Origin of the sequence: Streptomyces sp. NPDC049541, from assembly GCF_044465725.1 — a bacterium.
Taxonomy (GTDB): domain Bacteria; phylum Actinomycetota; class Actinomycetes; order Streptomycetales; family Streptomycetaceae; genus Streptomyces.
In genome coordinates this window covers 384,128-408,723 of the sequence record NZ_JBITLY010000007.1, presented here as the reverse complement: position 1 = coordinate 408,723, position 24,596 = coordinate 384,128, and the positions used below count along the sequence as shown (strand labels likewise).

Below are 24,596 nucleotides of genomic sequence, written 5' to 3'. Positions count from 1 at the left end.
CGGCGCCCGCCCCCCCCCCCCCCCCCCCCCCCCCCCCCCCCGCCCGCCCCCCCCCCCCCCCCCCCCCCCCCCCCCCCCCGGGCCCCCCCCCCCCCCCCCCCCCCCCGACCCCCCACCCGCCAGCGGAAGTTGTTCATCAGCCATGCGCCTGTATCTGCTTGCCCTCAATCCGACCGACTCCGTCTCCGAGGGCTTCCTGCCCGCCGCCGCCCGGCTGGGCCTGGACGTCACCGTCCTCACCGACCAGCCCGAGGCCCACCGCCGCGCCCACCCGGACACCGAGGTCCTGGAGTGCGACGTCCGCGACCACCGGGCGGTCATCACCCGCATCTCGACGCACCACCGCGCCGACGCCGTCTTCACCAACAGCGACCACCTCCAGACCCAGACCGCCCTCGCCGCCGCCTACTTCGGTCTGCCCGCCAAGGACTGGCGGGCCGCGCTCGCCGCCAAGGACAAGGCGGAGATGCGGCGCCGGCTCGCCGCCGCCGGCGTGGACACGGTGTGGTCGGCCGAGCTCACGGAGCCGGTCGCGCCGGACGACGCGCCCTACCCGTGCGTGCTCAAGCCCCGTGAGGGCGTGGCCAGCGAGGACGTGGTCCTGGTCGACGACGCCGAGCAGCTGACCACGCACGCCAAGGACATCCTTCAGCGGCGCCCCGGTGCCGTCCTGCTCGTCGAGGAGTACCTCCCCGGCGAGCTGTACACCCTGGAGACGCTCGGGGACGGCCACGTCCGCCATGTGCTGGGCGGATTCCACACCGAGCTGTCGCCCCCGCCGTACTTCATCGAGGAGCGCCTCACCTTCGTCCCGGCCCATCCCGAGCCGGTCGTCGCGCAGGTTCTCGCCCAACTGGACGCGCTGGGCGTCGGTTTCGGCGCCTGCCACACCGAGTTCGTGGTGCACGCGGGCCGGGCCAGGATCATCGAGGTCAACTACCGTGCCATCGGCGACCAGTGCGATCTGCTGCTGGCCCGGCTGCTGGAGATACCGCTCTTCGAGCTGATCCTCCGCGCCCATCTGGGCGAGCGGCTCCCCGCCGACCTGGGGGCCCGCCGCGACGGCGCCGCGCGCCTGGACTACCCGTGCGCCGACCGCGCCGGAACCCTGACCGAGGCTCCCGCGGCGCAGGAACGGGACCTCGACGGTGTCCATCTGACGTACCGTCCGCTGCGACCGGTGGGCGAGCGGCACGAGCTGTACCGCACCAACCGCGACTACCTCGGGGTCCTGCGGGCCGTCGGCACCGACCAGGCGACGGTGGACCGGGTGTCGGCGGAATTTCTGGCCGCGCAGCGCTGGGAGATCCAGCCGTGACCGCACCGGTCGTGACGGACACCTGCGAGGCGGAGCTGCTCACCCGCGTGCTCAGCGCCCTGCTGCGGGAGGACGTGGTCGGGTTGCGCAGCCGCAGCACGCTCGTGCGCCGCCCGGACGGGGACTGGCTGCGGCTGCCCCTCACCGAGGACGCCCTGCTGCTGCCCGTCACCGAGGACGGCTTCCAGTGCGAGTACCGGGCCCGGCTGCCGCTGCTCGCGCGCGAGTCGGACGGCTCCGAGCTGACCTCGTACGAGACCGTGCTCGGTGCGCTGCGTGAGCCGGCCGAGCCCGCGGACCGTGCCGGCTTCGACGCGTTCGCCGAGGAGTGTCGTCAGACGCTGGACACGATGCGGCTGCACGAGCGGACCCGGGACGAGGTCGGCCGGCGGCTCATCGACCGGTACGGGCACGATCCGGCCCGCTGGACGGGTCTGGCCCACGACACCCTGGCGGCCCGCCTCGACCACCCCGTCTACCCGACCGCGCGCGGCCGCTCCGGCCTGTCGGAGGAGCAACTGCGGTCGTACGCACCGGAGTTCCACCCCCGTTTCGCCCTGCGCTGGCTCGCCGTGCCGCGTGAGGCGTTGACCCTGACCGGCCCGCTCCCCGCGCTGTGGCCCTCGCCCGCGCGGCTCGGTCTGCCCGAGGTGGAGCAGACCCATGTGGCGCTGCCCGTCCACCCGTTGACCGTGGGCGCCCCGCTCGACGAGGCGCTGCGGACCACCGGCCTCGCCGGTCGTGCGCTGCTCGCCGAGCAGGCCCACCTCGAAGTCGTACCCACGCTCTCGATGCGCACGGTCGCGGTGGCCGCGGATCCCTCCTTGCACCTCAAACTCCCCCTGGCCACGGCCACATTGGGCCTGCGCAACAAGCGCTCCATCAAGCCCGGCACGCTCGTCGACGGCGCGGCGGGGCAGCGGCTGGTGGAGGCGGTGATCGCGCGCGAGCCCCGTTTCCGGGAGACGATCCTGCACGCCGACGAGAGCACGTACGCGCACGCAGGCCACGAACTCCTTGCAGTCCTGTGCCGCCGCTTCCCGACCGGTCTCGAGGACTCCGTCACCGTTCCGCTGGCCGCGCTCCTCGCCGAGGCGCCCGACGGCCGACCGGTCCTCGATCACTTGGCCGACCGCTTCTACGGCGGCGATCCACTGGCCCTGCTGGACGCCTGCCTGTCGTTGCTGTTCGACTGGCAGACCACCCTGTTCGGCTACGGCATCGCGCTGGAGTCGCACCAGCAGAACGTCTCGCTGGTGCTGGGACCGGGCGGTCCGCGGTTGCTGTTCAAGGACAACGACGGGCCCCGTATCAACGCGACCCGGCTGGCGGCCGTGCTGCCCGGGCCGTGGGGCTTCGACGATCCGCGGACCTTCACCGCCGGGGACGGGCCGGTGGCCGACGTGTTCGCCACCATCACGGTCCATCTGTGTGCCGGGGCCTACGCGTTCGGGCTCGCCCGGCAGCACCGGGACGCACTGCTGACGCTCGTACGCGATCGGCTCGCGGAGGCCGTCGACCGGCTGGGCGGTGACGCGGGCGCCGTCCTGCGGGCGCATGTCCTCGATGCGCCGCGGCTGCCGGTCAAGGCCATGGTCACGGCCGGCACGCTGCTCAGCAAGGAGCGCTCGGGCGCCGCCGACGTCAACAAGCACTACACGAGCGGCCCCAACTACCTGCTGCCCCACGGGGGTTCCGCATGAGCGCCGAGACCCTGCGAACGCCGGGTGCGGCGTTCACCCGCGGGCATGTGCACGCGGTCGCGGGCTGCTACTTCGTGGCGTCCTTCGCGGCGCTCGGGCTGCCGCCGTATCTCACCGAGATCCTCCCGGAGCTGGGCGACCGCCACGCCCGCTGGGCGGGGGTGCTGTACGTCGTCCCGACCGTGTTCGGGGCGCTGGGCGCCCCGCTGTGGGGACGGCTCGCCGACCGCCACGGCCGCAAACGGCTGCTGCTGCGCGCCCAGTTGGGGCTGGCCGTGGCCTTCCTGCTCGCGGGCTGGGCGGATTCCTTGGCCACGTTCACCGTGGCGCTGGTGCTGCAGGGCATTCTGGGCGGCACGTTCGCCGCGTCCAACGGGTACCTGGGCGCCGCTCTGGAGGGCCCGGCCCTGTCCAGGGCGCTCACCTTGATGCAGGGAAGCGCGCGGGCCGCGCTGGTCGTGGCCCCGATCGTGGTCGGCTCGCTGTCCGGCTGGCTGTCGCCGCACCGCCAGTACGCCCTGCTCGCCGTACTGCCGCTGACGGCCGCCCTGTTGCTGGCGGCACTGCCCGAACCGGAGCCTGCCGCACGGGAGTCGGGGAAGACCCCCGAGACGACTGGCGTCCTCGAGCCACCGGTGATCTCGCTCAAGGCCCTGTACGCCTTGGAGTTCGCCTTCGTCTTCGCCACGGTCATCTCCTTCCCCTACCTGATCGCCCTCGTCGACGACCGCCTGCCGGGCACCTCGCCGACGCTGTCCGGCGTGCTGTTCGCCCTTCCCCACCTGTGCTACCTGGTGTCGGCGCTGGCCGTGCACTCCGCCTTCCACAGCCGCCCCCGGACCGGGATCACGCTCGGCTTCGCCTGCATCGCGCTCGGGCTCGCCGGACACGGGATCGCCGACACACTGCCCACCCTGATCGCCGTACGGCTGCTGCTGGGCGCCGGCCTCACTCTCGGCCTGGTATGCCTGTCGGTGCTGGCCGCCGACTGCGCCAAGGGCAGGGCGCCGGGCGGGATGTTCGGCTCGCTGGAGTTCTTCTCCAAGGCCGGCGCCGTCGCCGCCGGAGTGGCCGCGGCGGCGGGCAGCGCCCGCTTCGGCCCGGCCGCCCCCGTGCTGACGGGCAGCGCGGCCGCCGCCGTCACCGTACTGGCCACCGTCCTCCCCCCGCTCACCCCCCGCACCCGCAGGAGCCGCTGATGCCCTCGCTGATCCGTCCCCAGACCTCGTCCGGGGGGACCGCGACCTCGCTCTCCGGGAGTACCGCCGCGCCCGCCGGACTCCCCTCCGCCGACGACGCCGTGGCCCACACGCTCCTCAACTGCCTGCTGCGCGAGGTGTCGGGCCCCGAGCACCAGTCGGTCGTCGCCGACGGCCGGCTGCTGCTGCGGCTGCCGCGCCGTGGAGTGCTGCTGCGGGTCGCGCTGCGCCGCACCTCGCTGCTGGGCGCGCACCGCTTCACCGGCCCCGTGAGCGAACAGGGCGAGGGCGGCTGGTCGCCGGTGGACTGGCGGCGCCTGGCCGAGTACACGCACGACGAGCTGTCGCTGCGCACCGGCGTGCGCAACGAGGAGTTCCTGGAGCAGATCGCCTCCAGCCACGACGCCATCACCACCGCGCTCGGCGTCACGCGCCCGGCCCGTCTCCCCGACGACCGGCTCTCCGCGTACCTGGCCTCCGAGCAGTCCCTGCTGTTCGGGCACCGCTTCCACCCCACACCCAAGGCCCGCACCGGCGACCCGCGGGCCTGGTCCGCGTATGCGCCCGAGGCCGGCGCCTCCTTCCCGCTGCGGCACCTCGCCGTCCGCGCGCACCTGATCGCCGAGGAGTCGGCGGACCCGTCGGCGACCGCCCCACTGGACGCACTGCGCACGGACGTACCCGAGGGCTACCGGCTGCTGCCCGCGCACCCGTGGCAGTACGAAACCCTCCAGGCCCACCCGGCCCTGCAGGTCGCTCTCGACCGCGGTGACATCCTCGACCTGGGCCCGGGCGGGCAGCCCTTCGCGGCCACCGCCTCGGTGCGCACCCTGTACGACGGGGAGACCTTCCTCAAGTTCAGCCTGAACGTCCGGATCACCAACTGCCTGCGCAAGAACAGCAGTTACGAGCTGTCCGGCGCCGTCGCCCTGACCCGTCTGCTGGCCCCGGCACTCGCAGACCTGGCCGACCGCTTCCCCGGCAGCGCCGTGCTGCGCGAACCGGCGTACCGCACGCTGGCCCTGCCCGGCCCGGACGGCACCCCCGACCGCGATCTGTTCGAGGGCTTCGGCGTCATCGTCCGCGAGGGCCTGCCCCGCCGTCTCGCCCCTGGCACGGTCCCCCTCCTCGCCGCTGCGGTCGCCGACGAGTACCCGACCGGCGCCGCCCACGTCTCCCGCCTCCTCGACGGGGCGGACGTACGCACCACCCTCGCCTGGTGGTCGACGTATCTCGACCTGCTCGTCCCGCCCGTCCTGGCCGCGTACTTCGACCACGGCCTGGTCCTGGAACCCCATCTGCAGAACGTCCTGGTGTGCGTCGGTGCCGACGGCATGCCCGCCCAGGTCCTCTTCCGCGACCTGGAGGGCACCAAGCTGGTCCCCGAACACCACGCCGACACGCTGGCCGCGCTGCCGCCCGACGTCGCGGGCCCGATGACGTACGACGCCCAGCGCGGCTGGGACCGGGTCGTGTACTGCCTGCTCGTCAACCACATCGCGGAGCTGCTCGCCGCCCTGGCCGACCTGCACCCGCAGGCGGAGGCGGCCCTGTGGGCCCGGGTGCGCGCCACGCTCCAGGCGTACGCCGAGCGCCACGGCTGCCCGCCGAGGCTCGCCGCCCTGCTCGCCGGGGTGCCGCTGCCCGCCAAGGCCAACCTGCTGACCCGCTGGGAACGCAAGGCGGACCGAGACGCCGGATATGTGCGGCTGCCGTCCCCGCTCGCCGAGGACATCCTGCGCGACTCGACCGGGAGCATCCGATGACCGACCCGACGCCCGCGGTCCACGACCGAGTCCTGTCCCTGCCCGCCACCGAACTGCCCGCCTACGTCTATGACTTGGCGGCGCTGCGCACCCATGCCGCCGCGGTCCGGGCCGCGCTGCCGGAGCGGGTCGAGGTGTACTACGCGTCCAAGGCCAATCCGGAGCCGGAGATCCTCGGCGCGCTCGGCCCCTACGTGGACGGCTACGAGGTCTCCTCGGGCGGTGAACTCGCCCATGTGGCCAAGGCGGTGCCGGAGCGGCCGCTCGCCTTCGGCGGTCCCGGCAAGACTCCGGACGAGGTGCGGGCCGCGCTGGAGCTCGGCGTCGAGCGTTTCCATGTGGAGAGCGCATACGAGCTGCGCATGCTGGCCGAGCTGGCGCGGACCTGCGGGCCGGGGCGGCGGGTGGCGGTGCTGGTCCGCGTCAACCTTCCGGTCGCGGACGGGGCACTGGCGGGCAGCTCACTGGCGATGGGAGGCCGCCCGACACCGTTCGGCCTGGACCCGGCACAGGCCGTCGACGTCGTACGGGCGCTCGCCGACGGAACGTATCCGCACCTCGAACTACGGGGTGTGCACGCCCACCTGGCCAGTGGCCTGGAGGCGGGCGAACAGCTGGCGGTGGCCGAGTCCGTGGTGTCCTGGGCGACGGGCCTCGGTGTTCCGCTCGCCGAAGTCAACGTCGGCGGCGGGATGACCGTCGACTACACCGATCCGGAACGCCGCTTCGACTGGGCCGCCTACGGCAGCGGGCTCGCCGGTCTGACCGAGGCGCACCCCGAGCTGACCCTGCGCATCGAGCCGGGGCGGGCGCTGACGGCGTACTGCGGCTGGTACGCCACCGAGGTGCTGGACGTGAAGCGCAGCCACGGCGAGGACTTCGCGGTGGTCCGCGGGGGCACCCACCATCTGCGGACGCCGGCGACGAAGGGGCACGACCAGCCCTGTTCGGTGCTGAAGGTGGACGCCTGGCCGCACCCGTGGCCGCGCTCGGCCGCCGAAGGCGAGCGGGTCACCCTGGCCGGGCAGCTGTGCACCCCGAAGGACGTCCTGGCCCGCCGCGCCTGCACGCCGGGGCTCAGGGCCGGCGACCGGGTGGTGTTCTCGCTCGCGGGCGCCTATGCGTGGAACATCTCGCACCATGACTTCCTGATGCACCCCCGGCCCGGTTTCCACTTCCTTCACCCTTCAACCGCCGGGCTGTGATCAGGTCACCGGCCCAGCGAAAGGGCCGCCCTCTCCGGGCGGCCCTTTCGCTGTGGGGGGACGTTCGATGCGGCGTCGGCGGGGTTACAGGGCCCCCGGGAACCCGCTGGCGGCTCCCATGCGGGCGACCCGGTCCAGCTGCTCGAGGTTGTTGAGGCGGTTCAGGTGCCGCAGCTGCTCGGAGGGGCGCGGCACCTCGGCCCTGCGCTCCGCCGGGATGCCGCTCTGGGCGAGCGAGTCGAGCGTGGCGATCGGGTTGAGCTCGCTGGCGTCCTTGTTCTGGATGGTCGCGTCGGACGCGCAGGCGAGCGGCGCGGCAAGGGCGGTGATTCCTGCGGCGAGACCAACGGCGGCGACGATACGTCGTGTTGAGATCATGCTTCCCACAACGTCACCAGGCCCGCGACGGTCACGGCCGCGCCCCGGCGCTCACCCATCAGGGGCAGTGCTCCGGTTGCGCTTGCCGAGGCTGCCGCGGCGGAGGAGCCTCGAAGGAGAGGTACTTCGCGGCCCGCAGCTCCTCGGGTCGCGGCCCTCGAAGGAGGTCATGATGGGCACCACGGCAACTCCCGGCTTCAGCGCGGACACCCTGCGCAAGGGGATCGAAGGACACACTGCGGCGGATCTTCTGTCGCTCTATGCGGACGACGCGCAGATACGCATCGTGGACCGCAACACCCAGCCCAGCCAGCCCAAGGTCCTGCGCGGTCGCCAGGAGATCGGCGCGATGTTCGAGGACATCTACAGCCGCGACATGACGCACCACGTGGACCAGTGCATCGTTCAGGGCGACCACGCCGCCTACAGCCAGTCCTGCCAGTACGCGGACGGAACGCGTGTCCTGGCCGAATCGATGATCACGCTGCGGGACGGCAAGATCGCCGAAGAGGTCCTGATCCAGGCATGGGACGAGTAGGACGCAGAACCGCGAGGGTCCAGGTCACCTCGCGGTCGCCCTGGACCTTCTCGGCAGCCCGGTGACAGCGGCTGCTGACCGCTGTGGCGGCTCGGCTAGTCTGAGGGCGGGCCGTGACTGGCGCTGAGGTGGAGCACCACCGGGGAGCGGCCACGCGGAGTCGATGCCGTGCGCCTGGGCGACACGTCACACCAGCCCAGGAGTGGATCATGCCCCAGGCCCGGCTCATCGACGGCACCTCCCTTGCCCGGCGCATCGTCGAGGACACCGCCAAGCGGGCGGCCGACCTCACCGCACGGACGGGAACGGCGCCCTGTCTGGCGACGGTTCTGGTCGGCGAGGACCCCGCCTCCGTCACCTATGTCCGGATGAAGCGCAACCGCTGCCGCAAGGCCGGTATCGAGTCGCGCCAGGTGGAACTTCCCGCCGCCACGACGACCGAGGAACTCGTCGGCGCTCTGCGCTCCCTGTCGAGCGACCCTGCTGTGCACGGCATTCTGCTGCAGCACCCGATGGGCGAGCACATCGACGAGCGGGCCGCGTTCGAGGCGATCGCGCCCGAGAAGGACGTCGACGGCGTCACCTTCGCCTCGTTCGCGACGATGAGCTTCGGCCTGCCGGGCTTCGTGTCGTGCACGCCGGGCGGCATCATGCGGCTGCTCGACGAGTACGGCGTCGACCCGTCCGGGAAGCGGGCCGTGGTCGTGGGCCGCAGCGCCATCCTCGGCAAGCCGGCCGGCATGCTGCTGCTCGCCCGCGACGCCACGGTGACGTACTGCCACTCCCGTACCCGGGACCTGTCCTCGGTCGTGCGGGAGGCGGACATCGTGGTCGCCGCCGTGGGGCGGCCGCGGCTGATCCGAGGCGAGGACATCAAGCCCGGCGCTGTCGTGATCGACGCCGGTTACAACCCGGGCAACGTCGGCGACGTCGACTTCGACTCGGCCGTGGAGCGGGCCGGTCTGATCACTCCGGTGCCGGGCGGTGTCGGTCCGATGACGATCGCCACGCTGCTGGAGCAGACCGTGGCTGCCGCCGCCCGGCAGCTCGGAGTGTGATCAGCGCATCCAGGCGCTGTAGTCCATGACATCGCCGGCCTTGACGCCGTACTCCGGCTCCGCCCTGGTGAAGACGGTCTCCAGGCCGAGGACCGCACCGGTGGACGGCTGCATGATCAGCATCCGCCGGTAGCCCGCGCCCTGGTACTCGTACGCCTGGCCTGGCCGCCCGAGCCGGTCCGTGACCTGGCCGACCGGCCGCAGCCCCCCGGTGCCCGCGAGAAGCCTGGCCAGCGTCGCGGACTCGCGGGCCCCGAGGGTCCAGTGGTCGAGCAACTCCGCGACGGCGTCGAGGAGTTCGGGGGTCGTCAGCCTGGTGCGGGTGTATGCGGCCTCCTGGAGATAGGCCCGCAGCCGCGCCGTGTCGTTCGGCGGGGGCGACTCGGGCGGCGCGTCGCTCCAGCTGGGCGGAAACGTCCGGCTGCTGATGACATGGCCGTCCTCGACCAGGTGCGGATCGCCGCCGTCGTCGCGCAGGACCGGCCGGCCGGGGTGGCGGGGGTCGGTCGCCACCACGAGCTCGGTGTGGCTGCCGTCGGCCTTCCAGCGCACGACGCGCTCCTCGGGAAGCGTGATCGGGGGCTTGTCCTCGCTCATGCCGAGGCTCCAGGACTGCACATGCGTGCCCTTGCGCAGCTTCGGCGCATCCTCCGCCGTGGCCTGCCGCTGTGCACGGTCGGCCAGTTCCTCCAGGGGTACGGGGGTGGAGTCGGCCTGGACGACCAGCGGGCGGGGTGCGGCGACCGCGGGCGCGGTGCCGGGGCCGCTGAGCAGCACTGTCAGCGCGGTCGTGGCGACGACGGCGGTGGCGGCGAGGCTCCAGAGGAGCCGGGTGCGGCGGCGGCCCGTGGGGCGTTCGTGCAGCAGCCGGTTGAGCCGGCGTTCGGCGTGGTGGTCGAGGGGGCCGTCTCCGTAGTGAGGGCCGTCGGCCGGCACCGGGTTGGCGCGGCGCAGGAGTTCGAGTTCGTCAGCCATGGCCGTGTTCCTTCGAGGAGGTCGCGTCGGCGGAGGTCGCAGGGGACCGCGGGGGACCCATACGGTCTATCTCGGCTCTCAGCCGCCGCCGGGCACGGTGCAGCCGCATCGATGCGGCCCTCGGTCCACAGCCGAGGGCGACGGCGACCTCGTCGATGCCCAGTTCCTCCCATGCCGTCAGGCGCAGCACCTCCCGGTCGGTCTCGGACAGCCGGGCCAAAGCCTCGTGCACCCAGCCGCCCGGGGTTTCCGCGTCGGGGCTCGCCACGATCTGCCGGCCGTGAGCGGTCTCGTCGTTGCCCAGGCGGTCGACCAGCCGGCGGCGCCGCCCGTAGCCGCGTACCGCGTTCGCCAGGCAGTTGCGGGCCACGCCGTACAACCAGGGCAGCGGGGATCCCGGCAGGTCGGCCCGGCGTCGCCAGGCGACCGTGAACACCTCCGCCACCACTTCCTCCACCTCGTCGGCCCGACCGCCCAGTCGCCGCGCGACATAGCGGCTGACCGCCCAGTAGTGCTCGCGATAGGCAGCGGCGAAGATCTCGTCGTTGCTCATGTCCCGTTCGTGTCCGGCACCGTCCGGATCGTCACACCCGTTTCCGTGATTCTCGACGCGTCACCCGAGTGTGACCGGCGTGCCCGGAGCGGACACAGGCGGGGCATGAGGCACCTCAAGTGGCTGACGACCACTGACCACAAGACGATCGGGACGCTCTACCTCGTCACGTCGTTCGCGTTCTTCCTGATCGGCGGCGTGATGGCGCTGCTGATGCGCGCCGAGCTGGCCCGGCCTGGTCTGCAGATCATGTCGAACGAGCAGTTCAACCAGGCGTTCACGATGCACGGCACGATCATGCTGCTGATGTTCGCGACGCCGCTGTTCGCGGGCTTCACCAACTGGATCATGCCGCTGCAGATCGGCGCGCCCGACGTGGCGTTCCCGCGGCTGAACATGTTCGCCTACTGGCTCTACCTGTTCGGCTCGACGATCGCGGTGGGCGGCTTCCTCACCCCGCAGGGCGCGGCCGACTTCGGCTGGTTCGCCTACTCCCCGCTCTCGGACGCGGTCCGCAGCCCGGGCGTCGGCGCCGACCTGTGGATCATGGGTCTGGCCTTCTCCGGCTTCGGCACGATCCTCGGTGCGGTCAACTTCATCACCACCATCATCTGCATGCGCGCGCCCGGCATGACCATGTTCCGCATGCCGATCTTCGTGTGGAACGTGCTGCTGACCGCGGTGCTGGTCCTGCTCGCCTTCCCGGTCCTCGCGGCCGCGCTGTTCGCGCTGGAGGCGGATCGGAAGTTCGGTGCGCATGTCTTCGACGCGGCCAACGGCGGCGCCCTGCTGTGGCAACACCTCTTCTGGTTCTTCGGCCATCCAGAGGTGTACATCATCGCGCTGCCGTTCTTCGGCATCATCTCCGAGGTCATCCCGGTCTTCTCCCGCAAGCCGATGTTCGGCTACATGGGCCTGATCGGCGCGACCATCGCCATCGCGGGCCTGTCCGTGACCGTGTGGGCCCACCACATGTACGTCACCGGCGGTGTGCTGCTGCCGTTCTTCTCCTTCATGACGTTCCTCATCGCCGTACCGACCGGCGTGAAGTTCTTCAACTGGATCGGAACGATGTGGAAGGGGTCCCTGTCCTTCGAGACCCCGATGCTCTGGGCGACCGGCTTCCTGGTCACCTTCACCTTCGGTGGCCTGACCGGCGTGATGCTCGCCTCGCCACCGCTGGACTTCCCGACCTCCGACACCTACTTCGTCGTCGCCCACTTCCATTACGTCATCTTCGGCACCGTCGTGTTCGCGATGTTCTCCGGATTCCACTTCTGGTGGCCCAAGTTCACCGGCAAGATGCTCGACGAGCGGCTCGGGAAGATCACCTTCTGGACGCTGTTCGTCGGTTTCCACGGCACTTTCCTGGTCCAGCACTGGCTGGGGGTGAACGGAATGCAGCGGCGGATTCCGGACTACCTGGCGGTGGAGGGCCTGACGACGCTCAACACGGTGTCGACGATCTTCTCGTTCCTCCTCGGAATGTCGTTCCTGCCGTTCTTCTACAACGTCTGGAAGACCGCGCAGTACGGCGAGAAGGTGGAGGTCGACGACCCGTGGGGCTACGGCCGCTCCCTGGAGTGGGCGACCTCTTGCCCGCCCCCACGGCACAACTTCACCTCCCTCCCCCGCATCCGCAGCGAATCCCCGGCGTTCGACCTGCACCACCGCCAGGATCCGGCACCGGTGAGGGAGTTGACCGCACCATGAGCAGTGACGACGCGCAGCTGCTCCTCGACGAGATCGAGGGCCACCTGCTGATCGCCGCCGCCCGCGAGGAGGGCCGTACGGCCGCCGCACGTTTCAGCGCCCCCTTCGACTGGCTGACGCAGGATCAGCGGGAAGAGGTGGAGCGCCGGTTCGAGGCGGAGTACCTCGCGGTCGCCCGCACCTCGTGGCGGCACACCGCGGAGCGCGCCCGCGAACTGCGGGAGGAGTACGAGGGCGCCTACCGCGACCTGCGGCGCCGCCTGCTGGCCGGCTGGCTGCTGGCGTGCGCCGCGGTCGTGGCAGCGGGCGTCCTGCTGCTGCCGCTCGCCTAGGCCGGGCCTACGAAAGCGTCCACTTCTGGTTGTCGCCCGTGCCGCAGGACCACAGCACCGTGGAGGTGCCGTTGGCGGTGCCGTTGTTGTAGGCGTCGAGGCAGAGGCCGGCGTTGACGTTGGTGATGGTGCCGTCGCTGTTGACGTTCCACTTCTGGTTGTTCTGGCCGTTGCAGTCCCAGATCACGACCTTGGTGCCGTTGGTGGTGCCCTGGTTGTAGGCGTCCAGGCACTTGTTGCCGTACACCACGAGTTCCTTGCGGGAGGTGTACGTCCAGGCCTGGTTCTGACCGCCGTTGCAGTCCCACAGCTCGCCCTGGGTGCCGTTGGTGATCGTGTTGTTGAAGATGTCCAGGCAGCGTCCGGACTGCTTGCCGACGACCTGGGAGCCGTTTGTCCCCGGCAGGGGTCTGACGGTGATCGAGTCGAGGGTCGGGGCGCCGGAGAAGGTGAGCGAGTTGGCGGAGCCCTTGGACAGACCGACCTCGACCGAGATCGTGCCCGGGCCGGCGCCCGTCGGCGGGAAGGAGACCGCGGTGGCCACCTGGCCGTTGACCTTGAGGGTGCCGGTGCGGGCCGTAGAGGTGTTGTTGGTGTAGGACACGTCGACGACCTTGATGCCGGTGTTCCCGGCGACCACGCCCGAGAAGCCCGAGGTACCGGTGTACGTGCTGCCGGCCGCCTCCGTCCCTCCGGTGACCGTCAGCATCACCGAGCCGCCCGCCGGAACGCTGGTGGTGTAACCGGTGCCGTAGGAACCGACATCGGTGCGCGCCCACAGGTCACGCACGGTCGCGGACGCGTTCGTCAGACCGAGGTCGGACCAGCGGGCGGTGATGTTCTGGGCGGAGGAGGTGCGGTTGAGGAGGACGACGGCACGGTTGCCGGTACCGGCGAGGACCTTGCCGTACACCTGCAGGCCGGTCGTGTCCTCGGCGACCTTCACGCCCTGGAGGCCGCGCGGGTCCTGGTCGACGGCGATGACCTCGGGGTTCTTGAGGATCGAGGCGGTCTCGGAGGTCATCGTGGCGAGGTTGTTGCCGGCGAGGAGCGGTGCGCCGGAGATGGCCCACAGGTTCATATGGGTGCGGTTCTGGGCGGCGGTGAAGCCGTCCATGCCGACCATCAGCATGTCCGGGTCGTTGTAGTAGCCGGTGTGCTGGGCCGTGGGGTGGAGGGTCTGGTCGAAGTTGGACAGCAGGTTCGTCATCGAGGGCGAGTTGCCGTAGTAGATGATGTCCGTGCTGGTGCGCCACATCGGGGCCTGGCCCGGCGCCCAGTTCCAGGGGTTCTGCTTGCCCCAGTTGCAGATCGAGAGCGTGAGCGGACGGCCGGTGGCGGCCGTCGCCCTGGCGACCGCGTCGCTGATCGACTGGTACGCCGTCGCGGCGTCGAGTCCCTCGACGTCTCCGCCGCACCAGTCGACCTTGACGAAGTCGAAGCCCCACTTGGAGAACTGGAGCATGTCCTGGTCGTAGTGGCCCTCGCTGCCGGTGTTCGGGGCGGCCGGGCGGCCGGTCGGGTAGTAGTAGCCGCAGCCGTTCTTGCCTGCGTCGGTGTAGATGCCGGCCTTGAGGCCCTTGCTGTGGATGTAGTCGGCGATGGCACTCATGCCGCCGGGCCACTCACCGGTGTCGACGGTGATGTTGCCGGCGCTGTCGCGGGTGCCCTGCCACCAGCCCTCGTCGATGTTGATGTACTTGTAGCCGGCCGCCGGCAGGCCCGCCGCGACGAACGCGTCGACCTGCTGCTTGATGACGTTGTAGTCGATCTTGGCGGCGAAGCTGTTCCAGGAGGCCCAGCCCATCGGGGCGGTGGGCACGGCTGTCTGACGGGTCGTCGCCGCCTGGGCGGGGCCGGGTGCCGCGAACAGGAGGGCGGCGGCCGCGGTGACGGCGAGGGCGAGGAGGCGTACGGCGGCTGCTCTGCAGCGGGCTGCGAGACCTTTGCGGGTCGAGCGCGGAGGGGGGTACATGCGGCTCCGTTCATTCGATATATCGAACGAGGATCGGCGATCCGAACATGTTGCGCGCCGAAGGTAGAGCCACCGTTTGCGTCGAGTCAACGGAAGTGACAAGCGTGAAGCCGCCTGTCTCGACGGGGCGTTCTCGCCGAAACAGGTACGGCGGCGCCATACTGGCCACCGTGCGCGTAGCGATCATGACGGCGGGATCCCGGGGCGACGTCGCCCCGTACACGGGACTCGGACACGGGCTCTCCCGTGCCGGGCACGAGGTCACTCTGGTGACACACGCCCGTTTCGAGCCTCTGGTGGCCGGGTCGCAGGTCCGTTTCCATCCGCTGCCCGTGGACCCGCGGGCGGAACTGGAGTCCTCGCGGGGGCGCGGACTGCATCGCAGTGCGACCGGTGTGGGCAAGCTGGTGCGGGTGGTCGCGATGGCGCGGGCGCTGGTCGGGCGGATGACGGACGATCTGGTGGCGGCCGCCCGGTCGAGCGACATGCTGCTGCTGTCCGGTTCGGTGGGGCCGCTGGGGCACACCATCGCGGAGGGCCTGTCGCTGCCCTACCTGGACGTGCCCCTTCAACCTCTCGCTCCGACACGGGAGTTCGGGCCGCCGATGCTGGGGGTCCGCTCGCTGGGCGCGGTGGGCAACCGGATCGCCGGGCACGGGGTGAGTCTGGCCGTGGAGCAGGTCTTCGCCGGGGCGCTGCCCGCGGTGCGGGAGCGGCTGGGGCTGCCCCGGGTGAGTGCCGCCGCGGCCTGGCGGGCGCGGGAACGGCAGGGGCGGCCGGTGCTGCACGGATTCAGCCCGCTGGTGGTGCCGCGGCCGGACGACTGGCGGCCGGGCCTGTCGGTGACCGGATACTGGTGGCCGTACGACACAGAGCCTCAACTCCCTGGCCCGGTACGGGACTTCCTGGACGCGGGGCCGCCGCCCGTGTTCGTGGGCCTGGGCAGCGCGACCGTGCCCGATCCCGAGCGGCTCAGCACCGGTGTCGTGCGCGCCCTGCGCCGGGCCGGGCTGCGCGGGGTGATCCAGCGCGGCTGGGCCGGCCTGGAGGCCTCCGGGGACGACATGATGTGCGTCGACGAGGTCCCGCACTCCGTCCTCTTCCCCCGTATGGCCGCCGTGGTCCACCACGCGGGGGCGGGCACGACGGCGGCGGGTCTGCGCGCCGGGGTGCCGGCCGTGCCGGTGCCGATCCAGTTCGACGAGGGCTTCTGGTCCGCCCGCCTGGTCGCCCTGGGCGTCGCCCCACGCACCCTGCCGCTGCGCCGGCTCACCCCCGACACGCTGGCCACGGCACTGATGCGGGCCACCAGGGACCCGGCGTTCGCGCGGCGCGCAAAGACGCTCGGGGCACGCATCCGCGGGGAGGACGGGGTGGCTCCGGTGCTGGCGGCGGTGGACCGGTGGGGTGGCTAGGACGCCAGGAGCGCCGTCCGCGCGGACGGTGGGGTAAGCCTCGCTCATGACCTTCAAGAGTCCCGTTCAGCGCGGTGGCCCGCGGCGCGGCCGGTTCGATCAATTCGCCGAATACGCCTCCAATTTCACCAGCTCCCCGCTCTTCTTCCTGGTCTGTCTGACCCTCATCGCCTTCTTCGTGGCCTCCCACCTGGCGCAGCTGAGGATCGAGCTGCTCCTGCTGGCGAGCGGGTCCATGACCGCGGTGACCCTGCTGCTCCTCGCGCTGCTGAAGAACGCCGAGATGCGTGCCGAGCACGCGGTCCAGCGCAAGCTCGACGCGATCGCCGCGGCCCTGCTCGAAGGGCACCGCGGCGACCACAGCGAGGCGTTCGAGGACCTGAGGAATGCGATCCGGATGGAGGAAGAGACCTGACGCCGGACCACGAAACGCCGCCGCGGTCCTTCTCGCCCTCCCTTATACCGACGATCATCCGCGTCATGGACATCTTGCTCGTCGCCAGCGCGTTCAACAGCCTGTGCCAGCGTGTGTACGCGGAACTGTCCGACGAAGGGCACCGGGTGGACGTCGTGCTCGCCTCGCACGGCGCCGAGGCGGTGCGGACCGCCGTTCGCGAAACCCGCCCGGAACTGATCATCGCCCCGATGCTGAAGACGGCGCTGCCGGAGGACATCTGGCAGGAACACACCTGCCTCATCGTGCACCCGGGGCCGCCCGGCGACCGCGGCCCGTCCTCCCTGGACTGGGCGATCGCCGAGGGTGCCCTGCACTGGGGGGTGACGGTGCTGCAGGCCGAAGCGGCCATGGACGCGGGCGCCGTATGGGCGGCCGAGTCCTTCCCGGTGCCGCCGGTCGGCAAGAGCAGTCTGTACCGGGGGGAGGCCTCCGACGCCGCCTCGGCCGCCGTCCGGCTGGCGGTGCGGCGGTACGCCGACGGATCGTTCAAGCCGCAGCCGCAGAGCGATCCCGCGATCCGGGTGGTCTGGCGCGACTTCTTCCGCCGCGAGCAGCGCCGGATCGACTGGGAGAACGACACGACGGAGACGGTCCTGCGCAAGCTCCGCGCGGCCGACTCCCAGCCGGGGGTCCTGGACGAACTCTGCGGCCGGGAGGTGTTCCTGCACGGCGGGCATCCCGAGGACCGGCTGCACGGACGGCCCGGGGAACTGCTCGCGACGCGCGCCGGGGCCGTGTGCCGGGCCACCCGGGACGGGGCGGTGTGGATCCCGGAGCTGCGGCCCCGCAAGGCCTCCGGCGACCCGGCGCCCTTCCGTCGCCCGGCGGCCTCCGTGCTCGCCTCCTTCACGGGCCCCTCGCTTCCTGAGGTCGCGGCACCGCTCGAGTTGCCCTCCGGCCGGATCACCTGGAGCGACATCCGCTACCGGCAGCACGGCGACGTCGGATTCCTGAACTTCTCCTTCCCCGGCGGGGCGATGAGCACCGGCCACTGCCGCAGGCTGCTGGCCGCCTACCGGTACGCGCTCACCCGTCCCACCTCGCTGCTGGTGCTGGGCGCCGCCCGCGACTTCTTCTCCAACGGCATCCACCTCAACGTCATCGAGGCGGCCGCCGACCCCGCCTGCGAGTCCTGGTCCAACCTCAACGCCATGGACGACGTGGTCGAGGCGGTGCTGCGCACCACCGACCGGATGGTGGTGGCGGCGCTCGGCGGCAACGCCGCGGCCGGCGGCGTCATGCTCGCCCTGGCCGCCGACCAGGTGTGGTGCCGCACGGGCACCGTCCTCAACCCGCACTACCGGCGGATGGGCCTGTACGGGTCGGAGTTCTGGACGTACACCCTGCCGCGCCGCGTCGGGACCGAGACGGCCCAGCGGCTGACGACCGAGGCGCTGCCGGTGAGCGCCGCGAGCGCGGCACGGATCGGCCTGGTGGACCGTCTGGTGCAGGCCCCTCCGCACGAGTTCACCGCCGAGGTCGAACGGTTGGCGGCCGAACTCGCCGGTGACCCGGACCTTCCGCAGCGGATCGCCGCGAAGGCCGCGGCACGCCAGGCGGACGAGGCACGGCAGCCGCTCGCGGAGTACCGCCGGGACGAACTCGCCCACATGCGTGCCGTCTTCTTCGATCCGCAGGCCCCGTACCACGCCCTGCGCTCCGCCTTCGTCCGCAAGCTGCCGAACGGCGAGGCCCGGCCCCTGGCCCCGGCCGGCGACCCGGTCGACGAGGGTGTCCGGTGACGGGGTGCGGTACCCGTCTGCTGGTGGCGGGCGTCGGCAACATCTTCCTCGCGGACGACGCCTTCGGCCCCGAGGTGATCCGGGCCCTGGACCGGCGGCCGCTGCCGCCCGAGGTCCGGGTCCGGGACTTCGGCATCCGCGGCCTGGATCTCGCGTACGAGCTGCTCGCCGGCTACGACGTGGCCGTCCTGGTCGACGCGGCCGCGCGGGGGCACCGCCCGGGCACCTTGTCGCTGATCGAGCCGGAACCGCCCGACGGCACCGCGGGCGCCGCCCCGCCCGAGGCCCATGGCATGGATCCGGCCAAGGTGCTGGCCCTGGCCGCCCACCTGGGCGACGAGCCGCTGCCGCGGGTCCTCGTCCTCGCCTGCGAGCCCGAAGTGCGGCCGCGCGGCGACGAGGACATCGCCCCGGGCATCAGCGCACCGGTCCGCGAGGCGGTCGACCGGGCCGTCGCAGCCCTGCACAGCCTGGTCCCGGCGCTGCTCGCCGACCCCACGGCCACGCCTTCGTTGAGCCGCCCGGACGAATCCACGGACCCGTCCGCGGCCGAGGTCCCGCTCCCGGTGGCCGGCGGCGTCGAGGATCGGTGACGCACCGACACCCATCTCCCCCGAGCGACCGCGAGGAGCAGCGCCCATGTGCGAGTCCATGGACGACGTCACCCAGGCCGTCCTGGCGAAGAACGACGGCCTGGCCGCCAGCCTGCGCGCCGAACTGGCCCGCCGCGGGGTCGCTGTCGTCAACCTGCTGTCCAGCCCGGGCAGCGGCAAGACCGAACTGCTCGGGCGGGTGCTGGCCCTGGCGGTGGAGCGGCACATCCCGGTGGCCGCGCTCACCGCCGACCTGGCGACCGAGAACGACGCCCACCGACTGGCCCGTTCGGGCGCGCCGGTCAAACAGCTGCTCACCGACGGGCTGTGCCATCTGGAGGCCCGGCAGCTCAGCGGTCATGTGCAGAGCTGGCTCCCCGAGGACACCGGAGTGCTGTTCGTGGAGAACGTCGGCAATCTCGTCTGCCCGGCGGCCTACGACCTCGGCGAGAGCCTGCGGATCGTCCTCATGGCGGTCACCGAGGGCGAGGACAAGCCGCTGAAGTACCCCACGGCCTTCGGCTCCGCCCATCTGGTCGTGCTCACCAAGACCGATCTGGCCGAGCCCGCCGGTTTCGACGAGGCCGCCTTCGCCGCCCATGTTCAGCGGGTCAACCCCGGGGTGGAGGTCGTACGGACCTGTGCCCGTGACGGCGCAGGCGTCGCCACCGTGCTGGAGCGGGTTCTCGCCGCACGGGACGGCACCCCCGTGCACCGGCCTCCCCTCGCGCCGCACCCCCACGGTCACCAGCACGCGCAACAGGCCCCGGGCCTCACGGCCGGCCGCGTCTCGTGACCGCCCCGGCCGCGCGGGCGGTACGCCGCCGCGTCATGGTGCGCGGCACGGTGCAGGGCGTGGGTTTCCGCCCGTTCGTACACCGCCTGGCCACGGATCTCGCGCTGGCCGGGTTCGTGAGCAACACGGCGAGCGGCGTGGTCATCGAGGTGGAGGGCCCGCCCGACGGTGTCGCCCGGTTCTGCGGCCTCCTGGCCACGGAGCCGCCGCCACTGGCCGCCGTCACCGGCGTCGGCATCGAGGACGTGCCCGCCACGGGCGCGGACGACGCCTTCACCATCCGTGCCACCGAACGGTCCGCGGGCCGTACGCTGCTCCCGCCCGACACGGCGACCTGCGAGGACTGCCTGCGGGAGCTGGCCGATCCGGCCGACCGCCGCCACCGGCACCCGTTCGTCACCTGCACCCACTGCGGCCCCCGCTTCACCATCGCCACCGGGATGCCGTACGACCGGGCGGTCACCACGATGGCCGGCTTCCCGATGTGTCCCGCATGCGCCCGGGAGTACGGCGACCCCGCCGACCGGCGCTTCCACGCCCAGCCCGTCGCCTGCCCGGAGTGCGGTCCCCGGCTGCGGCTGGTGCCGGCGGCAGGCAGCGGTATCCGTCCCGAACGGAACGGAGACGCCCTGACGGCGGCGCGGTCTCTGCTGGCAGCCGGCCGCGTCCTCGCCGTCAAGGGCCTCGGCGGCTACCACCTGGCCTGCGACGCCACCGACGCACGAGCCGTCGGCACACTGCGCATCCGCAAGGAGCGCGGCGGCAAGCCGTTCGCGGTGATGTGCGCAGATCTTGACACCGTGGAGCAGATCGCCCAGGTCTCCCCGGCCGAGCGCGCGGCACTGACCAGCCCCCGCCGCCCCATCGTCCTGCTGCGCCCGCGGACGCCGGCCGCGCACCTGCGCCTCGCTCCCGGTGTGTGCCCCGGCAGTCCGCAGCTCGGCGTGATGCTGCCCTACACCCCCCTGCACACCCTGCTGCTGGGTCTGCCCGGCGATCCACCCGGCCCTCGTGTCCTCGTCATGACCAGCGGCAACCGCTCGGGGGAACCGATCGTCACGGACGACGAGGAGGCGCTGACCCGGCTGGCCGGGCTGGCCGACGCCTGGCTCACCCATGACCGGGCCATCGCCTCACCGTGCGACGACTCCCTGCTGCGGGTACGCGCCGACGGCAGCGAGCAGGTGCTGCGCCGGTCCCGGGGGTATGTGCCCCGCCCGCTGCGGCTGCCGGTCGCCGTGCGGCCCGCGCTCGCGGTGGGCGGCGACCTCAAGAACGCCCTGTGCGTCGGCGAGGGCGATCAGGCCTGGTTCGGCCCGCACATCGGTGACATGGGCGATCTGACCACGCTGAAGGCAGCCGAGCGGGCGGAGGGGCACATCCGGCGGCTGAGCGGTGTCACCCCCGAACTCGTCGCGGCCGACCGGCACCCCGGCTACCACTCGGCCCGCTGGGCCCGCCGCCGCGCCGCTCAACTGCCCGGGCACACACCGGTGTTCGTCCAGCATCACCACGCGCACATCGCCTCGACGATGGCCGAGCACGGCCTCGACGGCACCTCCCCCGTGATCGGCGTCGCCTTCGACGGAACGGGCTACGGCGACGACGGCACCGTCTGGGGCGGAGAGATCCTGCTCGCCGACTACAGGGGCCACCGACGCTTCGCCCACCTCTCCCCCGCCCCCCTGCCCGGCGGAGACGCCGGGGTGGCCAACCCGTGCCGGCTGGCGCTGGCCAGACTGTGGGCCGCAGGTGTGCGGTGGGACGCGGACCTGCCCTGCGTCACCGCCTGCTCGGACACGGAACTCACCGTCCTGGAACGGCAGTTGACGCGCGGAGTGGCCTGCGTGGCGACCTCCAGCATGGGCCGGCTCTTCGACGCGGTGTCCTCCCTGCTGGGGGTCTGCCACCGCGCGGGATACGAGGCCCAGGCCGCCGTTGAGCTGGAGGCCGCGGCCGCCTCGGCCCGGGACGCCGACACCTCGGCGTACACCTTCGGTATCGGCTCCGGTCTGTGCGACCCCGCCCCCGTGCTCCGCGCACTCGTCGCGGACCTGCGGCGCGGCACACCGGTTCCCGTGCTCGCCGCGCGCTTCCACCGCGGCGTCGCCCGGGCCGTCCTGGAGATCTCCCGGCGGGCGCGCCGGGACACCGGCCTGGCCACGGTCGCCCTCAGCGGCGGGGTCTTCGCCAACGCGCTGCTGGAGGAGGAGTGCACGCGGCTGCTGGCCGAGGACGGCTTCGCGGTGCTGCGGCACGGTGAAGTCCCCCCGAACGACGGCGGTTTGGCCCTTGGACAACTCGTGGTCGCGGCGCACGAACGACAAGAGGAGTGACCCATGTGTTTGGCAGTGCCCGGCAAGGTCGTGGCCATCGACGACAGTGCCGACCCGCTCACCGGGCTGATCGACTTCGGCGGCGTGCAGAAACAGGCGTGTCTGGAGTACGTGTCCGACGTGCGGGTGGGTGAGTACGTCATCGTGCATGTCGGCTTCGCGCTGCAGCGCCTGGACGAGGAATCGGCGCTGGCCTCCCTGCAGCTCTTCGAGGAACTGGGGTTGCTGGAGGAGGAGTTCGGCGACGCCTGGGAGCAGGCCTCGCGGGACGCGGGAGTCGCCGCCGTGAGCGAGGAACCACGAGAGAGCGAGGCCCGGTGAAGTACATCGACGAGTTCAACGACCCCGATCTGGCCCGGCGGCTGCTGGACGAGATCCGTGCCACCGCCACCCGGCCCTGGGCCCTGATGGAGGTGTGCGGCGGGCAGACCCACTCCATCATCCGACACGGCATCGACCAACTGCTGCCGGAGCAGGTGGAGTTGATCCACGGGCCGGGCTGCCCCGTCTGCGTCACCCCGCTGGAGGTCATCGACAAGGCGCTGGAGATCGCCGCGCGTCCCGGGGTGATCTTCTGTTCCTTCGGCGACATGCTCCGGGTCCCGGGCACGGACCGGGACCTGTTCCGGGTCAAGGGCGAGGGCGGCGACGTGCGCGTGGTGTACTCACCGCTCGACGCCCTGGAACTGGCCCGCCGCAACCCGGACCGGGAGGTGGTCTTCTTCGCCATCGGCTTCGAGACCACGGCCCCCGCCAACGCGATGGCCGTCCACCAGGCGCGCCGCCTCGGGCTGACCAACTTCAGCCTGCTGGTGTCGCATGTGCGGGTTCCTCCGGCGATCGAAGCGATCATGACGGCCCCCGCCTGCCGGGTGCAGGGCTTCCTGGCCGCCGGGCACGTGTGCAGCGTGATGGGCACGGCCGAGTACCCCGAGCTGGCCGAGCGGTTCCGGGTGCCGCTCGTGGTGACCGGTTTCGAGCCGCTGGACATCCTGGAGGGCATCCGCCGGGCGGTGCGCCAACTGGAGCGCGGCGAGCACCGGGTGGAGAACGCGTACCCGCGTGCCGTGCGCGAGGACGGCAACCCGGCCGCCGTACGCATGATCGAGGAGGTCTTCGAGGTCACCGACCGCAACTGGCGGGGCATCGGGCCCATCCCGCTCAGTGGCTGGCGGCTGACCGAGGCGTTCCGCGCGTTCGACGCCGAGCACCGCTTCGACGTCACCGGCATCCGCACCGAGGAGCCCGCCGAGTGCCGCGCCGGAGAGGTCCTGCAGGGGCTGATCAAGCCGACCGAGTGCGCCGCGTTCGGCACCACCTGCACCCCGCGCACCCCGCTCGGCGCCACCATGGTCTCCAGCGAGGGCGCCTGCGCGGCCTACTACCTCTACCGCCGGATGAACGCCGCGACGCCGCAGGCCGCGCGGGAGGAGATGAACCCCGTTGCCTGAACTCTTCGAAACCGTCGACCCCGCGGCCTGGACCTGTCCGGCGCCGCTTCGCGACCAGCCCGTGGTGGTCATGGGGCACGGCGGGGGCGGTGCCCTGTCCGCGGAGCTGATGGAGCAGGTCTTCGCCCCCGCCTACGGCAATGCCACCCTCGCCTCGCTCGCCGACTCCGCCGTCCTCCAACTGGGCGGCGCTCGGCTGGCGTTCTCCACCGACTCCTATGTGGTCAGACCGCTGTTCTTTCCCGGCGGCTGCCTGGGCGACCTCGCGGTCAACGGCACCGTCAACGACCTCGCGATGAGCGGTGCCAGGCCCGCCTACCTGTCCGCCGCCTTCGTACTGGAAGAGGGCGTGGAACTGACCGTGGTCGAGCGGATCGCGCGGGCCATGGGCGCGGCGGCCGAGGCGGCGGGGGTGGTCGTGGCCACGGGTGACACCAAGGTGGTGGAGTCCGGGCACGGCGACGGCGTGTACGTCACCACCGCCGGGGTGGGGCTCGTCCCCGACGGGGTGGACATCCGTCCCCAGCGTGCGCGGCCCGGTGACGCCGTCATCGTCAGCGGTCCGATCGGCCTGCACGGGGTGGCCATCATGAGCGTCCGGGAGGGCTTGGAGTTCGGCGTCGAGCTGGCCAGCGACACCGCGCCGCTCGCGGACCTGGTGGCGGCCATGCTGGCGGTCACGCCCGACCTCCACGTCCTGCGCGATCCGACCCGTGGCGGTCTGGGCGCGTCGCTCAACGAGATCGCCCGCGCCTCCGGGACCGGTGTCCGCCTCCAGGAGCGGGCCATTCCGGTGCCGGACGCCGTCGCCAACGCCTGCGGCTTCCTGGGCCTCGACCCGCTCTACGTCGCCAACGAGGGCCGGCTCGTCGCCTTCGTGCCCCCGACCGCGGCGGAGGAGGTCCTGGCGGCGATGCGCGCCCATCCGCAGGGCGCAGGGGCCACGCTGATCGGTGAGTGCGTCGCCGAGCACCCCGGCATGGTCGTGGTCTCCACCGGCCTCGGCGGAACCCGAGTCGTGGACCTGCCGCTCGGCGAGCAGCTCCCGCGGATCTGCTGAGCCCGACGCACGAAGCCCCGCCGCAGCTCGATG

At 72.1% G+C, this 24,596-nt stretch carries 22 protein-coding genes and 1 riboswitch; of the genes, 18 read left to right on the top strand and 4 right to left on the bottom strand.

Annotation, left to right across the window (positions count from 1 at the left end; translation table 11 throughout):
* Positions 1–142 precede the first annotated feature (142 nt).
* Genes ACIBW9_RS27435 through ACIBW9_RS27415 form a run of 5 tightly spaced genes read left to right on the top strand, consistent with a single transcriptional unit; the run spans position 143 to position 7,191 of the window.
* Positions 143–1,318 (top strand): acetyl-CoA carboxylase biotin carboxylase subunit family protein, encoded by a 1,176-nt coding sequence (locus tag ACIBW9_RS27435; protein WP_398959397.1) that lies wholly within the window; start codon positions 143–145, stop codon positions 1,316–1,318.
* Positions 1,315–3,021 carry an IucA/IucC family protein gene (locus tag ACIBW9_RS27430; protein WP_398959395.1) on the top strand — a complete coding sequence of 569 codons (1,707 nt, stop codon included), beginning with the start codon at positions 1,315–1,317 and terminating at the stop codon, positions 3,019–3,021. The genes ACIBW9_RS27435 and ACIBW9_RS27430 overlap by 4 nt, the downstream gene beginning before the upstream one ends.
* Positions 3,018–4,220, top strand: a complete 1,203-nt coding sequence (locus ACIBW9_RS27425) for an MFS transporter (RefSeq protein ID WP_398959393.1) — start codon at positions 3,018–3,020, stop codon at positions 4,218–4,220. The genes ACIBW9_RS27430 and ACIBW9_RS27425 overlap by 4 nt, the downstream gene beginning before the upstream one ends.
* Positions 4,220–5,986, top strand: coding sequence for an IucA/IucC family protein (locus ACIBW9_RS27420; RefSeq protein WP_398959391.1), 1,767 nt, complete (start codon positions 4,220–4,222; stop codon positions 5,984–5,986). The genes ACIBW9_RS27425 and ACIBW9_RS27420 overlap by 1 nt, the downstream gene beginning before the upstream one ends.
* The gene (locus ACIBW9_RS27415; RefSeq protein ID WP_398959389.1) at positions 5,983–7,191 is read left to right on the top strand and encodes a type III PLP-dependent enzyme; all 1,209 of its coding nucleotides are present in this window, start codon (positions 5,983–5,985) and stop codon (positions 7,189–7,191) included. The genes ACIBW9_RS27420 and ACIBW9_RS27415 overlap by 4 nt, the downstream gene beginning before the upstream one ends.
* An 84-nt stretch (positions 7,192–7,275) precedes the next feature.
* Here the strand turns inward: ACIBW9_RS27415 and ACIBW9_RS27410 are convergent, their stop codons facing one another.
* On the bottom strand, positions 7,276–7,569 hold the full coding sequence (locus tag ACIBW9_RS27410) for a hypothetical protein (protein ID WP_351476818.1): 294 nt from the start codon (positions 7,567–7,569) through the stop codon (positions 7,276–7,278).
* Between the two features lie 172 nt (positions 7,570–7,741).
* Between ACIBW9_RS27410 and ACIBW9_RS27405 the strand changes: the two genes are divergently transcribed.
* Positions 7,742–8,107 (top strand): nuclear transport factor 2 family protein, encoded by a 366-nt coding sequence (locus ACIBW9_RS27405; RefSeq protein ID WP_398959387.1) that lies wholly within the window; start codon positions 7,742–7,744, stop codon positions 8,105–8,107.
* Positions 8,108–8,210: 103 nt separating this feature from the next.
* Positions 8,211–8,294: riboswitch (ZMP/ZTP riboswitch) on the top strand.
* Positions 8,295–8,316: 22 nt separating this feature from the next.
* On the top strand, positions 8,317–9,165 hold the full coding sequence (locus ACIBW9_RS27400) for a bifunctional 5,10-methylenetetrahydrofolate dehydrogenase/5,10-methenyltetrahydrofolate cyclohydrolase (protein WP_398959385.1): 849 nt from the start codon (positions 8,317–8,319) through the stop codon (positions 9,163–9,165).
* Here the strand turns inward: ACIBW9_RS27400 and ACIBW9_RS27395 are convergent, their stop codons facing one another.
* Both ACIBW9_RS27395 and ACIBW9_RS27390 read right to left on the bottom strand, forming a co-directional pair.
* Positions 9,166–10,140, bottom strand: a complete 975-nt coding sequence (locus ACIBW9_RS27395; protein WP_398959383.1) for a CU044_5270 family protein — start codon at positions 10,138–10,140, stop codon at positions 9,166–9,168.
* On the bottom strand, positions 10,133–10,693 hold the full coding sequence (locus ACIBW9_RS27390; RefSeq protein ID WP_398959381.1) for an RNA polymerase sigma factor: 561 nt from the start codon (positions 10,691–10,693) through the stop codon (positions 10,133–10,135). Before ACIBW9_RS27390 ends, ACIBW9_RS27395 begins: the two co-directional genes overlap by 8 nt.
* A 105-nt stretch (positions 10,694–10,798) precedes the next feature.
* On the opposite strand from ACIBW9_RS27390, the gene ctaD reads away from it, so the two are divergent.
* Positions 10,799–12,406, top strand: a complete 1,608-nt coding sequence (gene ctaD, locus ACIBW9_RS27385) for a cytochrome c oxidase subunit I (protein WP_398959379.1) — start codon at positions 10,799–10,801, stop codon at positions 12,404–12,406.
* A complete protein-coding gene (locus ACIBW9_RS27380) occupies positions 12,403–12,738 on the top strand; it encodes a hypothetical protein (RefSeq protein WP_398959378.1) in 336 nt (111 codons plus the stop codon). The genes ctaD and ACIBW9_RS27380 overlap by 4 nt, the downstream gene beginning before the upstream one ends.
* 7 nt (positions 12,739–12,745) lie before the next feature.
* On the opposite strand, the gene ACIBW9_RS27375 is transcribed toward ACIBW9_RS27380, so the two are convergent.
* Complete coding sequence (locus tag ACIBW9_RS27375; RefSeq protein WP_398959376.1) at positions 12,746–14,713, bottom strand: RICIN domain-containing protein; 1,968 nt, start codon at positions 14,711–14,713, stop codon at positions 12,746–12,748.
* A 185-nt stretch (positions 14,714–14,898) separates the two neighbouring features.
* Here ACIBW9_RS27375 and ACIBW9_RS27370 point away from each other — a divergent pair, with 185 nt between their 5' ends.
* The 9 genes from ACIBW9_RS27370 (at position 14,899) to hypE (ending at position 24,563) form a co-directional block, all read left to right on the top strand.
* Positions 14,899–16,128 carry a glycosyltransferase gene (locus ACIBW9_RS27370; RefSeq protein ID WP_398959697.1) on the top strand — a complete coding sequence of 410 codons (1,230 nt, stop codon included), beginning with the start codon at positions 14,899–14,901 and terminating at the stop codon, positions 16,126–16,128.
* Positions 16,129–16,174: 46 nt separating this feature from the next.
* Positions 16,175–16,543, top strand: coding sequence for a hypothetical protein (locus ACIBW9_RS27365; RefSeq protein ID WP_398959374.1), 369 nt, complete (start codon positions 16,175–16,177; stop codon positions 16,541–16,543).
* A 65-nt stretch (positions 16,544–16,608) separates the two neighbouring features.
* On the top strand, positions 16,609–18,327 hold the full coding sequence (locus tag ACIBW9_RS27360) for a hydrogenase maturation protein (protein WP_398959372.1): 1,719 nt from the start codon (positions 16,609–16,611) through the stop codon (positions 18,325–18,327).
* Positions 18,324–18,920 carry a hydrogenase maturation protease gene (locus tag ACIBW9_RS27355; RefSeq protein WP_398959370.1) on the top strand — a complete coding sequence of 199 codons (597 nt, stop codon included), beginning with the start codon at positions 18,324–18,326 and terminating at the stop codon, positions 18,918–18,920. The genes ACIBW9_RS27360 and ACIBW9_RS27355 overlap by 4 nt, the downstream gene beginning before the upstream one ends.
* 46 nt (positions 18,921–18,966) lie before the next feature.
* Positions 18,967–19,716, top strand: a complete 750-nt coding sequence (gene hypB / locus ACIBW9_RS27350) for a hydrogenase nickel incorporation protein HypB (RefSeq protein ID WP_398959368.1) — start codon at positions 18,967–18,969, stop codon at positions 19,714–19,716.
* Positions 19,713–22,052: a carbamoyltransferase HypF gene (hypF, locus tag ACIBW9_RS27345; RefSeq protein ID WP_398959366.1), complete on the top strand. Its 2,340-nt coding sequence runs from the start codon at positions 19,713–19,715 to the stop codon at positions 22,050–22,052. Before hypB ends, hypF begins: the two co-directional genes overlap by 4 nt.
* A 3-nt stretch (positions 22,053–22,055) precedes the next feature.
* The gene (locus ACIBW9_RS27340; protein WP_365846168.1) at positions 22,056–22,373 is read left to right on the top strand and encodes a HypC/HybG/HupF family hydrogenase formation chaperone; all 318 of its coding nucleotides are present in this window, start codon (positions 22,056–22,058) and stop codon (positions 22,371–22,373) included.
* Positions 22,370–23,503 (top strand): hydrogenase formation protein HypD, encoded by a 1,134-nt coding sequence (hypD, locus tag ACIBW9_RS27335; RefSeq protein ID WP_398959364.1) that lies wholly within the window; start codon positions 22,370–22,372, stop codon positions 23,501–23,503. Before ACIBW9_RS27340 ends, hypD begins: the two co-directional genes overlap by 4 nt.
* Positions 23,496–24,563, top strand: a complete 1,068-nt coding sequence (hypE, locus tag ACIBW9_RS27330) for a hydrogenase expression/formation protein HypE (RefSeq protein WP_398959362.1) — start codon at positions 23,496–23,498, stop codon at positions 24,561–24,563. The genes hypD and hypE overlap by 8 nt, the downstream gene beginning before the upstream one ends.
* Positions 24,564–24,596 lie beyond the last annotated feature (33 nt).